This window comes from Pauljensenia sp. UMB6358, assembly GCF_030216865.1.
Lineage (GTDB): Bacteria > Actinomycetota > Actinomycetes > Actinomycetales > Actinomycetaceae > Pauljensenia > Pauljensenia turicensis_A.
The window spans coordinates 231,241-247,658 of the sequence record NZ_JASOMS010000002.1 but is presented as its reverse complement, the minus strand read 5'-3'; the positions used below and the strand labels follow the sequence as shown (position 1 = coordinate 247,658).

The window sequence follows — 16,418 nt, the reverse complement described above, 5'->3', positions numbered from 1 at the left end:
CTACCGCGATCAGGGTCGTCGATATAACAAGGCGGGCGGAGCAACCCTTGTCGCCCCGCCCGGCCTCGTCAACTATTCACTGGGTTCGTGCGCACCCAGGCGCACGATCGGCGAGCCTCAGAGGTTCAACTGAATCTGACGTCCAGGAACCGCCTCGATCAGCTCGCGCGTGTAATCCTGCACCGGATTATTGAACAGCGCGTCCGTCGAATTCTGCTCCACCAGCTTGCCCTTTTCCATAACGACCACGTCGTCAGCGATCTGACGAACAACCGCCAAGTCGTGGGTGATGAACAGGTAGGACAGACCTAGCTGAGCCTGAAGATCATTCAGCAAGTACAGGATCTGGTTCTGAACCAGAACGTCCAGAGCCGAAACTGCCTCGTCAAGAACGATGACCTCGGGGTTCAGGGCAAGCGCGCGAGCCACGGCCACACGCTGACGCTGACCACCGGACAGCTCGTTCGGGTAACGGCGCATCGCGGAACGTGGCAGAGCAACCATGTCCAGAAGCTCAGACACGCGCTCGATACGCAGATGCTTCGGATTGAATTCCTTCTTCTCCGCGGCAGTCAAAGAACGTCCAGCGTTCTTTGCTTCCATCAGAGCCGAGATCCACTTTTCAGGCTCACGACCGGTCGCCATCGCACGAGCAAACTCCTGCTCGGCGTACGCCATCGTGCCGTAGCCGTGGACGCGGAGCGGTTCTTCGATGATACGGAAGATCGAGAACATCGGATCCAGCGAACCGTACGGGTTCTGGAATACTGCCTGCAGGCGACGACGCAGAGCAAAGAGCTCCTTGTCGCTCATCTCGGACGTGTCCTTGCCGTCGAAGAAAACCTTGCCGGACGTCGGCGACAGCAGGTGCAGCACCATGTTCGCTGCGGTCGACTTACCGGAACCGGACTCGCCCACAACCGCCAGGGTCGTACCGCGACGCAAACCGAAGGTCACGTCATCAACGGCGATCAGCTTCTTAGCCTCACCCTTCGATCCACGGATATCGAACTCACGGGTCAGGTGCTCAACGCGAACGATTTCCTCGGTCGACGTTGCGCCCTTACCTGCGCCCGTCAGCTCTTCCTCCGTCACAGAAATACCGTGAGCGTGAGCGGACTCAATACGAGCCGACGCCAGCGACGGAGCAGCCGAAACAAGACGCTTCGTGTACGGGTGCTGCGGGTGTTGCAGGATCTCCAACGCGGGGCCGGATTCAACGATGCGACCACGGTGCATAACCACCAGCTGTTCGGCACGCTCAGCAGCAAGGCCAAGGTCGTGCGTAATGAACAGAACAGCGGTGCCCAGTTCGCGGGTCAGCGAACCAAGGTGATCGAGGATGCGACGCTGAACGGTCACGTCCAGAGCGGACGTCGGTTCGTCAGCGATCAGCAACTTCGGACGAGCCGCCATTCCAATAGCGATCAGCACGCGCTGACGCATACCGCCGGAGAACTCGTGCGGGTACTGCTTGGCGCGACGCTCTGCGTCCGGCAAGCCGGCCTCTTCAAGAAGCTGAGCCACGCGCTCACCAGTCTGGGACTTCGGAACAACGTTATTGGCGACAAGAGCTTCCTTGACCTGCGTACCAACGCGCAGAACAGGGTTCAGGTTCGACATCGGATCCTGGGGAACCAGGCCGATACCGGAGCCTCGCAAACGAACCCATTCCTTCGTGGTGAGGTTCGTGATCTCTTCACCGTCGAATTCGATGGAACCGCCGGTGACCTTACCGGTGCCCGGGAGCAGGCCGATGACCGCAGCAGCAGTCGTCGACTTACCGGAACCGGACTCGCCCACGATAGCGACCGTCTGGCCGGGGTAGATGGTCAGGTTTGCGCCACGAACAGCCGGAACGATACCGGTCGACGTGGTGAAGGTGACCTCAAGGTCAGTGATCTTCAGAAGCGGGTTGGCGTCCTCAGGGTGAACCTCTTCGGGAGCAGCCGATTCGCTAACGGTCTGAGAAGCATCAGCCTTGCCTTCGCCGAGCACCATCGTGTTGATAGCCTCTTCGATGGCGTCCTCGTTCGGAGTAGTCATATTCTCTTCGCTCACTTGCGTGCCTTCGGGTCGAGGGCGTCACGGACCGCATCACCCATCATGATGAAGCTGAGGACGGTCATCGCGAGAGCCAAAGCCGGGTAGAAAAGAACCATTGGGTTCGTACGCAACGACGCCTGTGCGGCCGAAATATCGGCGCCCCACGAAACGACCGTTGACGGAAGACCGATACCCATGAAGGACAGGGACGCTTCGGAAACGATGAACGTACCCAGAGCAACCGTCGCGTACACAATGATCGGAGCCATCGAGTTCGGGATGATGTGGCTCATGAGAATGCGAGCCTTTGATGCGCCGGTGGCGCGGGCAGCGGTGACAAACTCTTCGTTCTTCGCCGACATCACGGCACCACGAGTAATACGCGCGATCTGAGTCCAGCCGAAAAGGGACAGAACCAAGATAACCATCCAGATGTTTCGGTTTTCCTTGAACATCTGCATGAAGACGATTGCTGCCAGGAGCAACGGGATTGCGAAAAAGATATCGGTAATACGCGAGAGCAGAGCATCGAACCAGCCACCGAAGTAGCCGGCAATCGCGCCGATCACCCCACCGATGATGACGACGAAGATGGTCGTCAGAACACCAACGGAAACGGATGCGCGGGCACCGAAGACGATGCGAGCGTAGATGTCACAACCCTGACGGTTGAAACCGAAGGGGTGGCCGTCCGACGGACCCTTCAGCGAGTTCGAAAGCTCGCAGAAACGCGGGTCCTGGCTGGTGAACACGTTCGGGAATGCTGCGATCGCGATCGCGATCACGATGATGGTCAGAGCCACCCAGAAGAGCGGGCGCTTGCGTAGGGACTTCCATGCCTCGCCCCAGAGCGATGAAGGCGCGCGATCGTCGGCAACGGCGTCAACTGCACCAAGACCGGTTTCGTCGATATCGGAAACGAAGTGGCGTTGACCGGTTCGGGTGCGTTCGATGTTTGCGGAGGGAATGTAATCACTCATAGCGGATCCTCGGGTCGAGCACGGCGTACAGCAAGTCAACAACAAGGTTGGCGAAGATGTACACGAGCACCAGAACGGTAGTCACGGAAACGACGGTGGCGGGTTCGCCCTTGACGATGGCCTGCCAGAGCGTGCCACCAACACCGGAGATATTGAAGATGCCTTCCGTGATGATCGCGCCCCCCATGAGGGCGCCAAGGTCGCCACCAAGGAACGTTGCAACCGGGATCAGCGAGTTGCGCAGGATGTGGCGGGTCATAACCGTGCCACCCTTCAGGCCCTTCGCGCGAGCGGTGCGGACGTAGTCAGCAGACACGTTCTCAGAAACAGACTGGCGAGTCAGGCGAATCACGTATGCCAGCGAGACGCCACCAAGCACGATTGCCGGCATGGTCAACGACTGAAGGCTGACGTGCGCGCCGACTGTAGTCGGGAATACTCCTAGTTTCACACCGAGGACGAACTGCAGGACGAAGCCGAGGACGAAGGTCGGGACGGAAATCAGCAGAAGCGAGAAGACAAGAATGGTGGAGTCGAAGATGCCACCGCGGCGAACACCGGCAACGACGCCGGCAAGAATACCGAGGATTGCTTCAATCGCCATGGCGTACAGTGCAAGCTTCACCGTAATCGGGAAGGCACGCGCCATCACTGCAGTTACCGGCTGTCCGGAGAATGTCGTACCGAAATCAAGCGTGAACACGCCCTTGAGGTAAAGCAGGTACTGCATCCAGAACGGCTTATCGAGGTTGTACTTCGCAGCAATTTCAGCGTACGCAGCTTCAGAAAGCCCTCGGTCGCCGCCAAGGGCTGCGACGGGGTCACCAGGCATGAGGTACACCATCGCGAAGATCAGGAACGTGGCTCCGAAGAAAACCGGGATGGTCTGAAGGAGTCGACGTCCGATGTAACGCAACATGGACAGTCCTTTGAGATGTGGTTAGGAACTAGAGTCTTCGCCGCCTTGCTTATGAAAACTAGCAAGCAAGCGGGCACAGCCCACCTGTGGCAAAGACGCACTTACGCCATCATAGGGTAAAAACTCGGCAAACGGGAGTTTGATTAACTCGTCACCCACTAAATGGACAGTAAGAAAAAGAACAGAATTATTATCAATGATTCACCAGGCCCCGCCCAAACTCACGGTAAGAGAGCGCGGTGACGAGGCCTTGCAAACGCAATGGTGGCAGGTAGGAAAGCTCCCACCCGCCACCATTGGCACGTCCTCTAGGCGTAGTCAGTGATGACTAGCGCCTGGCCAGACTCACTCAGCCTTGGTGATCTCGTTGTAGATCGGCACGGACTTCCAGTTGAACACGACCTTGTCGACGTTCTCGGACCAGCCACCCACGACGTTGGCGTACCACAGCGGGATGACCGGGAGGTCCTTGAAGAGGATCTCCTGCGCCTGGTCGAGGATCTTGTTGGATTCCTCGGTGGAGGTCGCGGAGGAGGCCTTCTTCAGGAGGGCGTCGAAGTCGGCCGAGGAGTACTCGGTGTCGTTCGAGCCGGCGCCGGTGCCGTAGAGCGGTGCAAGGAAGTTGTACTTGCCCGGGTAGTCAGCCTGCCAGCCGGTACGGAAGGCGGAGGTGATGGTGTGGTTGGTGACCTCAGTACGCAGGGACTTGAAGTCCGGGTACGGGGCGCCAACGGCGTCGATTCCGAGCGTGTTCTTGATGGAGTTGGTGACTGCGTCAACCCATGCCTGGTGGCCACCATCAGAGTTGTAAGCGATCGAGAAGGTGCCGGACCACGGGGAAATGGCGTCTGCCTTTGCCCAGAGTTCCTTGGCCTTGTCAGCGTTGTAGGTCAGGACCTCAGAGCCGGGGACCGAGTCGTTGTAGCCATCGACGACCGGGGAGGTGAAGTCCTTGGTCGGGGTACGGGTACCCGAGAAGATGGTGTCGGTGATGGTGTCGCGGTCGATCGCGTAGGAGATTGCCTGGCGACGCAGGTTGCCTTCTTCACCGGAGAAGTGTTCCAGGGCGAACGGAATTGCGAAGGACTGGAAGATTGCTGCCGGCTGATTCACGGCGCGACCGGAGAGGTCTGCTTCGTAGGTGGCGAATGCCGAGTCCGGAAGTGCGTCGAGGACGTCAAGGTTGCCGGAGAGCAGATCCTGGTATGCGGCGTCGAGCGAGGAGTAGAAGATAACGTCCACGCCACCGTTCTTGGCAACGTTGTCACCCTTGTACTCAGGATTCGGGATCAGGTGGATCTGAGCGTTGTGCTCCCAGCCGCCTTCGGCGACCATGTAGGGGCCGTTACCAATGGGCTGCTCGCCACCGGTTTCCATGTCTTCCAGGGTCGAGTCCGGAAGCGGGAAGTATGCGGTGTAGCCGAGGCGCTGCGAGAAGTCAGCTGCCGGGGCCTTAAGGGTGATGGTGAAGGTGTAGTCGTCAACGACTTCGAGGCCGGTCAGGTCGCCGGCACCTTCATCATCGGAGCCAGCGATCGGCTCGTAGAAGTAGGAGGAGAGCATCGCTTCGGATGCACCCTTCTTCCATGCGTCAACGAAGTTGTGCGCTTTGACCTCGGAGCCGTCGGAGAACTTCTGTCCTTCCTTCAGCTTGACGGTCCACACGGTCGAATCTTCGTTCGGCTCGATGGATTCGGCCATGTCCATATGGGTTGCGCCGGATGCATCGTAGTAAACGAGGCCTGCGAAGATGGCATCGAGGATCTTGCCGCCACCGGTTTCGTTGGTGTTTGCCGGGATCAGCGGGTTCTGCGGCTCGGAGCCGTTGGTCGAAATGATGCCGGTCGACGAGCCCGCAGCTACGCCGGAAGCATTTGAGCCGGAAGCGCTTGAATTAGCGTCGCCACCGCCAGAGCAGGCTGCGAGACCGAGGGCAAAAACGGCCGGAACTGCCAGCCATGTCCTCTTGAGGTTCATGAAAGACTCCTCCAAATTGATGGGTTAGACCCGTAACGTCCAGTCGCGGGTTACGGTTGCGAGCCTAACCCGCCACGCCTTGAAAGTCTTTCCCAGACCATAAAGTGGACATTGCTATTTGGTCACAAATGGTCACGTTTTGGTAAAGACTTATCTATATAGACATTACTTAAGGCTCTATTCAGGGCCGAAAATACCGCTTCGGACTAGGATTACATCGCATTGACCATCGTCTCTACACGCATGCAAGGACCACTCATTATGACGTCACCTTTAAATACTGCGCCACGCGTCTGCGTTGCCGGTCCTCTTGTTTTAGCGCTGGTCATGGGCCCTTTGGAGCACGAACCTCGCCTTGGTGAAGAACAGATCGCGCCGGCATCTTCCTTCTCCCCCGGCGGCTCAGCGAATCGCGCTGTTGCCCTTGCTCGCCTTGGTCTGAACACTCAGTTCTTGTGCTCAATCGGTATCGACGAGGCCGGGGCCATTGTTCGTTCGATGCTCACAACAAGCCGGGTTGATTTGAGTCATGCGCTTCGTGTGCCTCATCAGGCGATCACGGTTTCTCTTGGTTTTGACGGGGATCGTGCGCTCACAACATCTGGAGATCTGACGGTTCCATCGCTTTCGACCCTTCGCCAAGCTCCTCACGCGCTTGTGGCAGAGCTCCATGTGCTTGGAGCTAACAGTGAGACCGTGGAAAAGTGGCGCTCGAATCCGGTTCCCCCAATCACCATGCTTGAAGCTCCGCCCGCAGCACCGATTCCTCCAACGTGGGTTCTCTCGGAGTGCCGTTGGGATTCAACTGGTCAGTGGAAGAGCTCCGACCTTGATGCTTTGGATAACGTTGATGTCTTCACGCTGAACGAGCGCGAAGCAATGAATTACACGCATAAAGAAAATGCGCGTCAGGCGGCTCGCCAATTGGCATGGCATGTTCCGGGTGTCATCGTGACGCAGGGAGCGCAGGGCGCAACAGCCATTATTGAAGGCGAAGAGTTCTCGCTTCCAGCAGCCCCGGCGAAGACGATTGATACGACGTCGGCGGGACACGCGTTCTCCGCGGCTCTTGTGTGGGCGCGAATGCAGGGACTTTCCCCCGAGGGGGCCGTGTCGATGGCTCTGCTTGCATCTGCTCGATCAACGGAAACAATGGGGTCCTTCGCGGATGCACCGACGTTGGATGGTTTGAAGAAGTGGACCGAGTCCTGCGATGTGCCAGACGGATACGATCTTGCATTCATGGACTTTGACGACGTCACGCTTGAAGAAGAAACCGCTCAGCGACCTGACCCCGCAGAACCTGACACGGATCTTCGTGACGATTCTGGTTTCGAGTTGGCAAAGGGAATCGCGGATATTCTCGCTCAGGAATGATGAATGGCCAAGGTTTGCCCCGTATCACCCCATCACAACTAAAAGTGTGGGTCATTTAACATGAACAGGTTCTGACGCCCATGATCTAGCGGGAGAACTGCGCATATAAATGAGGGATTTCAGCCAAAAAAGTTGCAGGCATAGGGAATCGTTGGAACGCTGAACAAAAGCGCGCGCCTTTTTTACGTGCATTTTACGGGCGCGCGTGTCCCATTGTCGACCGAAAGCACTCTATGAGTTCGCCTGACATATCAGCGAAAACAGAATCATCCTCATGTGACGCAGCGCCAATTGTGCCGCTTGAAACCTCGGATCTGACCGGAGACGTTCAGGGAGTGGAGCCTTCGCTGAATGTCACGGTATTCGGCATTTCGGCCGTGGTCATTCTTGCTGTTTCTTTGGCGTCGATTTTTGCCCCCGACACGGTGCAGTCTCTTTTTGACGCGACGGTGACGTGGACCAGTGAGTGGTTCGGCTGGTTCTACATTCTCTTGATCACTGCGGCGATCGTTTTTGTCATCGTTCTTGCCCTCACCCGTTTCGGCAACATCAAGTTGGGCCCGGATAACTCGACGCCAGACTTTTCAACGTTCTCGTGGGCAGCGATGCTGTTCGCCGCGGGTATCGGCACGTCAATCATGTTCTACGCGATCGCCGAACCGGTTGGACAGTACATTGCTCCCCCAACAGGCGAAGGTGAAACGATTGAAGCTGCTCGACAGGCCGTGACGTGGACACTGTTCCACTACGGCATTTCCGGCTGGGCTCTCTATGGTCTTGTTGGCATTGCCCTTGGCTACTTCGCGTACCGCAAGCACGATCGTCTGACCGTTCGATCCACTCTCCGCCCGCTTCTAGGAGATAAGGTCGACGGTATTTTCGGTGACATCATCGACATGTTCGCCCTTGTTGGTGGCGTGTTCGGCATCGCAGCCAGCCTTGGTATTGGTGTTGTCCAGCTGAACGTTGGCCTGACGATCATCTTCGGGATCCCGCAGGGCCTTGTTGCACAGATCGGCCTCGTTTCCCTTTCTGTCATCATGGCGACAGTCTCCGCTGTCAGCGGAGTCGACAGGGGCGTTCGAATGCTCTCGTCGATCAATGTCTTCCTGGCGATGTTCCTTGCCCTCTGGGTGTTGATCACCGGAAACACGACGCTCCTTCTGGATGCGCTGGTCGCGAATGTGGGTGACTTTGTCACGCAGTTCCCCGTCCTCACTTTGGAGACATTCCCCTACCAGCGCCCCGATGAGTGGATGAACGCGTGGACCCTGTTCTTCTGGGCATGGTGGATCACGTGGGCCGCATTCGTTGGCATGTTCTTGGCCCGCATTTCGCGCGGTCGCACGATCCGTCAGTTCGTTATCGGCACGCTGACCCTGCCCTTCACCTACGTTCTGGTGTGGGTGTCCATCTTCGGCAACAGCGCCATCGACCTGATTCGTTCGGGTAACGTAGCGTTCACGAAGATCGCGTACGCCACCCCCGAAGGTGGTCTCTACGCCCTGTTGGACGCGCTCCCGCTTGGCAAAATCCTGATTGCGATTGCTCTGTTCGTCGGCGTTCTTTTCTATGTGACCAGCTCCGACTCCGGCGCACTGGTCATGGCGAACCTGTCGATGCGGAACCTGCCTGACCGTCAGGATGGCGTCGCCTGGCTTCGAGTCTTCTGGGCGACGTTGACCGGCGCTCTGACGATCACCATGCTTTTGGCGGGTGGTATTTCAATCCTTCAGCAAGCAACGATCGTCATGGCTTTGCCATTCTCCTTCGTTCTTATCCTGATCGCAGCCGCCCTCTGGAAGGCGTTGCGTTCGGAGGCCTCGAAGGCAACTGCGCGCACCCGCACCATCACATCCGGCCTGATTTCGATGAGTGGCACGGCAGCCGGTCGCGTCCGACTGTCATGGCAGGACCGCTTGAGTCGCACGTTCGATGCCGTCAGCCCGACGCGCGCCAAGCGAGCACTCGACAACCGTGTTGTGCCTGCCCTTGAAGCGGTTGGCACGCGCCTGCAGGAAGAAGGGCTTGTTTCTGAAATCGTGATCGAAGGCTCCGAAGCTCACGATCCCGACGACGATCGTCGCTTCCTCGGTCGAGCTTCTCTTGTTGTGAGTGCGACGCCTGAGGTCATGGAACAGCTGATTGCGCGCCTGCTTGATGTCCCGATTTCGGGAGCAACGATCGACGCTGAGTCCTTTAGATACGTGGTGCGCATGGTTGTCATGCCGGTTCCTACGTTTGGTGCCACACTCTCGGATGAGAATGACACGACTGTCCGTCTTGAAGTTCGCCCGCACGGTGGCGGTCAAGGCTACGACATCATGGACTGGACGGCAGATCAGGTGGCTCACGACGTGCTCGACCATTTCGAGCGTTGGGTCGAATATCTGGGTGCCACGTCCACCATCGAGTAATCGGATTGTTGCGAGGTACGAGGCCCCCTCGGCATATTGAGGCTCCACCACTTTTCAGTGGAGGAGCCTCAATCTCTATGACCAGCGTGTATCGACTACTTCGCAGAACGCTGTGCCATAGCTTCACGAATGAAGTAGATCGCGATGATGATCAACGTCAGGACGCTCATTGCGATCAGCTGCTGGCGGGCCTCGGGGTTCCATGCCATCAGGCCGGCAACCAACACCAGCGACGCGATAACGAGGCGAGGTAGCCAGGGCCAGCCCGGTGAACGCAGGGCAATTGATCCTTCAGCTTCAAGCTTGGGGTGTAGGCGAATTTGAGCGACCAAGATGAAAACCCAGATCAGTAGCAGAACCATGCCGACAGAGTTCAGCAGAATTCCAAGGAGCGATGCGGGGAGCAACCAGTTCAACGCCACCGACACCAGGGCGAAGAAGATAGAGACCGAGACAGCTCGACGAGGAGTGCGTCCTTCAGCGATGTCACCGCTCGCCCCTTCGGTGGCTACGCGGTCCTGAAGCGACTCCGCTTCCTCATCGGCCACAAGGGTAGCCGAGGTGGTCGATGAAGCGTGGCCGGCCTCGTTCATCTTCGACGAAGACACACCGCGGCCAAGCAGCCACTTCATGCCCATGCCACGCGCGGACAGCGAGTAGGCGATGCGGCTCGAGGCGTAGAGATTCGCGGAGAAGGCGGACACGAGGGCGACGAAAACGACCGCTTCCATGATCACACCGACCGCGGGAATACCTGCCATGTTCAACACCGCGGCAAACGGGCTGGTCGACATTTCTTTCGAATCCCAGCGCAACAAGCAGATCAACAGGATAACCGAACCGACGTAGAAGATCAGGATTCGGCTGATCACCGAACGAATTGCGGCGGAGATTGCGGCCTTCGCGTTCTCGGCTTCGCCGGCAGCGATCGTCACGATCTCAATACCGCCGAACGACGTGATAATCGCAAGAAGCGCGACCGCGATACCCGCCAGACCCGTCGGCGCAAAACCGCCATGTCCCAGAATCGTCTGACCGATTGGCTCGGTGCGACCGGGAACGATTCCCGTCACCAAACCGATACCGATCAGCAGGAAGACAATGATTGCCAGGACTTTGATGCCGGCAAGCCACGCTTCAACTTCACCGAAGTCGCGCGCGGCCATCAGATTCACGCCACCCAGCACAACAACGATTGCCAGAGCCACAACCCACTGCGGAACCGATGGGAACCAGCTGACGAAAATCGCTGCCGCACCCGTAATTTCGAGACCCAGCACCATCACCAGCATCGCCCAGTACAACCAGCCGGACGTGAAACCTGCCCAGCGGCCGATACCGACCTCGGCATAGGTGGAGAAGGAACCGGTCGACGGCAGGGAGCTTGCCAACTCCGACAGCGCGAACATCACCGACACGGCAATCAATGCCGCAAGAACGTAAGACACCAGGACGGCCGGGCCCGCTTCCGAGACCGCGACGCCGGTGCCGAGGAAAAAACCGGCGCCGATCGCGCTGCCCAACGCCATCATCGACAGGTGGCGCGTTTTGAATGTCTTACGAGGCCCCGATACGGGCATCGTTGCTTCGCCACCCGCGTTAGGGGCGGTCGTTGCCGGTAAGCTCATGGTTTTCATGCGCCTTTCGTTGAATCAGAGCTGGGAGTGCTCCCTGAAGAATCTGAAGATCCCGTCGACTGTTCGTGAGTTTTATTCGCCTTTTGAGCCTGTTCCTCAAGAACTGCCGTTGCTAGAGCTTTCTTTGCTGCCGGTGACATCAGGCGTCGCAACTGTGACGACGTGACCGTCAGCGTCCAGTCCCCCGCTTGGGGAAGCTGCCACTGACGCCAGTGGGATAAAACAGTGAAGCCCATGCCGACAATCGTTGCGGCGAGCATTCCGATGATCGGCAGATCGTACTTCCAGAAAATCACCGTAATCACAGCGGACGCGAACGCCGGCGTCGCGTACAGGTTGTTCCCGCCAAAAACTTGGGGGACGTTTCCGGCTGAAATATCACGGATTGCACCGCCACCAACTGCGGTGATGATGCCCAGCATGATCGCGGGAAGAACGTCAAACCCCGCGTCGAGAGTCTTCAACGCGCCGGTTGCTGCCCAACATCCAAGCACAGTTCCATCGGCGACCAGCAGGGCAGCACGCCACGGACGCGAGTCCAGCTTCCAGAGCATCGCGATCGCTGCACCCAGCAGTGCCGTCCCCAAATAAAAGGGGTCAGTTAAAGCAACCGGAGGCCCCACCTGGAGCAGAACGTCGCGGAGCATGCCACCCGCGAGCGCCGACATGATCGCGAGGACCGCAAAACCGACGGCATCAAAGCGCTTCATGCGTGCCAGTCGACCACCGATGATGCCATTCAGCAACACGCCAATCAGGTCGATGGCGCGAAACAGGTCCGGTAACGCATGGTTGAGGGTTTCAAGCACACGGACATTGTGGACTATCTTGGCTTTCCGTGGCGCGCGTGTTCACCAGACGACGCATGCTGAGGCGCATTGTGAGACGCGGACGGATACGGATCTGTTGGTTGGGGGTCCGCTGTGGAAGGTGTCTGGTTTCCTGCGGGGCATCGTCTATTGCGCGTACTAGGCGACCGCGGTGCCGAATGCTAGGCCCAGCAGGTAGGTGATAATCGCAGCACCGTAGCCGATTGCCAGCTGGCGAATCGCGCGAGGGGCGGGCGATTGACCAGAGAGGATACCGACGACTCCGCCGGTGCAGAGCAGGGTGACACCGACGATCGCGGCGGCAATGGCGATTGCTGTCAGACCGGAGAGAGCGAAGAGGTAGGGAATCAGGGGGAAGAAAGCGCCGATCGCGAAGAAGAAGAAGGACGAGGCCGCTGCCTGCCACGGCGTACCAACCTGTTCGGTGGCGCCAGCGTGAGCTGGTAGCCCGCCTTCGAGTGCGGCACGCACCGCGATGACACCGGACTCTGAGCCGGCGGGGCGGGCGACCTGGGTGAATACCTTTATGGCGTGAGCACGCGCTTCTTCGGGACTTTCGCCACGAGCACGGAACACGAGTTCCAGTTCGTTCGCGTCAACGTCGAGGTCCGGGACAGCTTGGTGTGCTTCGGGATCGGGGATCGATGCATCGAGCAGTTCACGTTGGCTGGTGACGGAGACCCATTCACCGGCTGCCATGGAGAGCGCGCCGGCCAGCAGACCAGCAAGGCCGGTCGCGAGGACGAGGTGCGGTTCCATTCCGGTTGCGGCCACACCCAACACCAGGGCAAGGTTCGAAACCAAGCCGTCGTTTGCTCCGAAGACTGCGGCGCGGAAAGTTCCGGCCAGAGTTTCACGGGAGCGAGCAGTGAGCCCACGGATCACTTCGCCGTGAATGTGCTCGTCAGCGGCCATTTGAGCCGTCGCATCATCGTCGGCGTCGTAAGTGGTGCGTTGTTCGGCACGCTGGGCCATAGCCAGAATAAAAATGGTGCCGAACATGTGCGCAAGCCACGCGCCAAGGCGAGTGCGAAGGCGCGGACGAGGCGCTGGAAGCGCTTTATCTCCTAGCAGGGACAGCCAGTATTCCTCGTGTCTGCGTTCAGCTTCGGCAAGCTTGAGAAGAACCTCGCGTTCAGAGCCGGTACGGCGTTCTGCAAGGGAGCGATAGGTGCGCGCTTCCATGCGTTCGTCAGCAAGGTGGCGACGCCAGCGCTTGATCTGTGCTTTCGAAACGTTCTTCGGAGGCTGCGGGGTGGGATACGCGTTAGTCATTCAATGACTCCGTAACGTTCTTTCACTATTCGTTCAAGAAGGGGAGAACGAATAAGAATCAGCCATTTTCGCGACCGACGACGTGAATTTCGATGTCATCGTCGACGACAGGAGCCGGCTGAGTTTGAGTTGCCGGAGCACCGAAGAGTCGCTCTTTCACAACGTCAGCAACCGTGTCGGTGACGCGCTCCCCCTGCTCGCGGACAATGTCCGACACCTTTTCGCCCGCTGCATCGAGGGGCTTTGCGACGACCGGGAATCGGCGGAGTTTCGATGCGCCACTGCGGATCTTCTCGTACTGTTCGCGACCAGCTTTCGTGCCCAGCACGTAGCCGGCTCCAAGACCAAGAAGCAATCCAAACCTGGTTCCCATGAAAACTCCTGTTTGTCGTGACGCTCGGCGAAAAACCGACGCGATCTGATTACTTCAACCCTACAGGCAGAACAATCCAATCAACGATCACAATTGAGAAGTTCACAAACGTACACCTAGCGGGATTGGGGTCGCTTGATTGCTCCATTCCCACTACGTTGGAGTGCGTGAGTGAGATCCGAATCATGACCCCTCGTGGCGTTTCGCTGGCGGGGACGTTCATTAACCCCGTTGACACTGGTGACGCAGCGGTTCTCTTCTCGCATTCGTTCCTTGCTGATCGTCACTCGGCTGAGCATTTCGATCGTCTTGCTCGTCTCTACCGCGCGGCAGGCTACGCCACGCTCGAGTTCGATTATTCGGGTCACGGTGAGTCCGGCGACGAAATTATTACCCTGGACGCTGAGGTTGAGGACCTGCGTGCAGCGTCCGGTTGGCTTGCCGACCAGGGGTTTGCTCGCCAACTCATTCATGCGCATTCATTCGGCGCGACGGTGGCGCTAGCAGCTCGGCCGGTCAATGTGCTCGCCTACGTTTTGTCCTCACCATCGCTTGGTCCCATGTCGGTCGATTGGACACAGATTTTCTCTGATGACCAGTTGCGTGACTTGGAAGAGATCGGCGCTACCACGATCGCTGACGACTCACCCTCGATTCGCCGACAGTTCACGATCTCGAAGCAGACGCTGATCGACTTGTCGCTGACCGATTCGGACAAGCTTCTGGCCGGCTTGGAACAGCCGACCTTGGTGATCCATGACAGCGTCGACGCCGAGTTCGGTCTGCTTGCCGCCACGCAGGATGTGTTCCACCTGCTCCCCGACGGCTCGCGCGTCGAAATCGTCTCTGATGCATCATTTGGCATGGGTGAAAAGGTCGAGGCCCTAGATGCTCCATCGCTCGAATGGGCGGCCCGGTGGGTGCCCGTAGTTCGTCGCTAGCGTGACTGCACGGAGCAAGGTCGGCGTGTCTGGACCCCGTTGAGTTAACACCGAAAAATCCGGCATCGACAGTTTATCGCCCCACCCAAACAACACCGGCCTCAAATGGCGAACTACTGCGGTTTCCATATGGAAATATGTATCAGAGCGCGAGGATTTAGCCACACCTAACGCGAGGATTTGACCACACCTGAGGCAAACGAGCCGAGGAACTCCTCGACCGCGGTCACCACTTCCGGTGCCTCGCACCACGAACGTGTACCAAATTTCGTCGTCGAGAACCCGGCGATACGCGACGCAAAACGAATCAAGTCACTCGGGTCCTTGGGCATTGGCACATCAGCTACGTGCAATCTGCCCACCGCCCACGCGAACGCACCGTGGAAAACGTCGCCCGCACCCAGGGTTGAGATGGCATCCACCTGATCAACCTCGGTTTCACCTTCTCGCCCATCCCAATACCACTGCACCGATTCACATCCTCGCGTGCGGATCGTCCGCGTAATTCCGAAACCGGCGAGGAAGCTGGCAACCTCGGGTCCGGTCGGCTCATTCAGCAACGGCGGACAGAAGTCAGCAGACACCACCGCAATATCAACGAACCCCAGCAACGGGGCGAGCCACGGCTTCCACGACCCACCATCAAGGATCCGTTGGTGCAACGGCTTGGCTTCTAGGTGCGCGAAAGGATCCTCATCAGGATCGGGCTCCCCCAGCGTCCCCACCCGCAACACGCAGTCGGCAATCGCAGGATTGTGGCCGTCAATAAGGACAACGTCCGGAGCTCCATCCTGGACCAGTACAGAGTCGAGCAGGTGGGTGACCTCGTGCACGTCGATGTCGATCCGCGCATTGGTGGAAGCGACCATCCTGCCACCCGGGTGCTCAACTATGGAGGAAATCGCGGGCGTCTTCTGCGCGGAATCCACGCTGGTCGCGTCCAGCAGATGCACGTCGGCGCTGGCGAGGTCCGCGCTGATCACGCTGGCAATCATCCCCTCACCGATGGCGCTCAGCAGACTGATCGACGAGGCTGCCTCCCTCGCGCACCCCGCGGCTTTCTCAAGGGCGGAAAGGGTAACCGCAGCATTCGTTGCCGGGCCTCCCGCTGCCATCACATGATCCGTGGAGGTTGTTTTGGTGGCAATATTTGGCTCGTGGTCGAGGGCATGGATAACGTCAAGCGTCGTCAGGCCAGCGAAAAGTGCGTGCATAACTCAATCTTGCCCACAACGCTTCACACTCGCATCTTTGCGGGAAGAATGACAGGGTCTTCGATGGCGCATCGACTAAGAATGATGCGTTCACTGCCCCCCCCTATATTTCCGACAGGCTGATGTACGGGCTCCACAACGGTTGCTTCAACGTGTGTGGCATGCCGGCTCAGATCGCAGAACAAATCGAACAGAACACGGTTCGAACAAACCTGTGCCGCAAGGGAGCAAAACTCGCCGGCTGTTCAATGATCAGCACCATTGACGGATCTCTCATTTCGCTACGGATGGATCCGAACGGCATGACAGTCCTTGCTGTAGGGCGCGAATACGAGGCTACTTATCCACACGTAGCTATGGTCGTGGCACTTATCCACACGCGCACTGTTCTCGCTCCGCACGTGTGAACGTGCCTCGTTAGACTAGGCGGGT

13 protein-coding genes are annotated in these 16,418 nt (G+C 58.4%); 4 read left to right on the top strand and 9 right to left on the bottom strand.

Features of this window, described 5'->3' with window-relative positions:
- Positions 1-117: 117 nt before the first annotated feature.
- From QP381_RS02715 to QP381_RS02700, 4 genes are all read right to left on the bottom strand, one after another.
- A complete protein-coding gene (locus QP381_RS02715; RefSeq protein ID WP_219810956.1) occupies positions 118-2,061 on the bottom strand; it encodes a dipeptide ABC transporter ATP-binding protein in 1,944 nt (647 codons plus the stop codon).
- Positions 2,058-3,026 (bottom strand): ABC transporter permease, encoded by a 969-nt coding sequence (locus QP381_RS02710; protein WP_006680683.1) that lies wholly within the window; start codon positions 3,024-3,026, stop codon positions 2,058-2,060. Before QP381_RS02710 ends, QP381_RS02715 begins: the two co-directional genes overlap by 4 nt.
- Positions 3,019-3,945 (bottom strand): ABC transporter permease, encoded by a 927-nt coding sequence (locus QP381_RS02705; protein ID WP_006680682.1) that lies wholly within the window; start codon positions 3,943-3,945, stop codon positions 3,019-3,021. The genes QP381_RS02710 and QP381_RS02705 overlap by 8 nt, the downstream gene beginning before the upstream one ends.
- A gap of 345 nt (positions 3,946-4,290) precedes the next feature.
- On the bottom strand, positions 4,291-5,922 hold the full coding sequence (locus tag QP381_RS02700; RefSeq protein WP_103632818.1) for a peptide ABC transporter substrate-binding protein: 1,632 nt from the start codon (positions 5,920-5,922) through the stop codon (positions 4,291-4,293).
- A gap of 261 nt (positions 5,923-6,183) precedes the next feature.
- Between QP381_RS02700 and QP381_RS02695 the strand changes: the two genes are divergently transcribed.
- Positions 6,184-7,299, top strand: a complete 1,116-nt coding sequence (locus QP381_RS02695) for a carbohydrate kinase family protein (RefSeq protein ID WP_179370106.1) — start codon at positions 6,184-6,186, stop codon at positions 7,297-7,299.
- Between the two features lie 233 nt (positions 7,300-7,532).
- Entirely contained in the window at positions 7,533-9,716 is a 2,184-nt protein-coding gene (betT, locus tag QP381_RS02690) for a choline BCCT transporter BetT (protein ID WP_218840349.1), read from the top strand.
- A 95-nt stretch (positions 9,717-9,811) separates the two neighbouring features.
- On the opposite strand, the gene QP381_RS02685 is transcribed toward betT, so the two are convergent.
- The 4 genes from QP381_RS02685 to QP381_RS02670 all read right to left on the bottom strand — a co-directional run bounded on the left by QP381_RS02685 (position 9,812) and on the right by QP381_RS02670 (position 13,831).
- Entirely contained in the window at positions 9,812-11,353 is a 1,542-nt protein-coding gene (locus QP381_RS02685) for an amino acid permease (RefSeq protein WP_442953391.1), read from the bottom strand.
- The gene (locus QP381_RS02680) at positions 11,350-12,162 is read right to left on the bottom strand and encodes a trimeric intracellular cation channel family protein (RefSeq protein WP_179370104.1); all 813 of its coding nucleotides are present in this window, start codon (positions 12,160-12,162) and stop codon (positions 11,350-11,352) included. Before QP381_RS02680 ends, QP381_RS02685 begins: the two co-directional genes overlap by 4 nt.
- Before the next feature lie 159 nt (positions 12,163-12,321).
- Positions 12,322-13,458: a VIT1/CCC1 transporter family protein gene (locus QP381_RS02675; protein WP_285067735.1), complete on the bottom strand. Its 1,137-nt coding sequence runs from the start codon at positions 13,456-13,458 to the stop codon at positions 12,322-12,324.
- 58 nt (positions 13,459-13,516) lie between these two features.
- Entirely contained in the window at positions 13,517-13,831 is a 315-nt protein-coding gene (locus QP381_RS02670) for a hypothetical protein (protein WP_006680675.1), read from the bottom strand.
- 167 nt (positions 13,832-13,998) lie between these two features.
- Between QP381_RS02670 and QP381_RS02665 the strand changes: the two genes are divergently transcribed.
- Entirely contained in the window at positions 13,999-14,772 is a 774-nt protein-coding gene (locus QP381_RS02665) for an alpha/beta hydrolase (protein ID WP_257878464.1), read from the top strand.
- 167 nt (positions 14,773-14,939) lie between these two features.
- Here QP381_RS02665 and QP381_RS02660 read toward each other — a convergent pair whose 3' ends face one another.
- A complete protein-coding gene (locus QP381_RS02660; protein WP_219585589.1) occupies positions 14,940-15,986 on the bottom strand; it encodes a PfkB family carbohydrate kinase in 1,047 nt (348 codons plus the stop codon).
- Positions 15,987-16,108: 122 nt separating this feature from the next.
- On the opposite strand from QP381_RS02660, the gene QP381_RS02655 reads away from it, so the two are divergent.
- Positions 16,109-16,393 carry a hypothetical protein gene (locus tag QP381_RS02655; protein ID WP_141089635.1) on the top strand — a complete coding sequence of 95 codons (285 nt, stop codon included), beginning with the start codon at positions 16,109-16,111 and terminating at the stop codon, positions 16,391-16,393.
- Positions 16,394-16,418 lie beyond the last annotated feature (25 nt).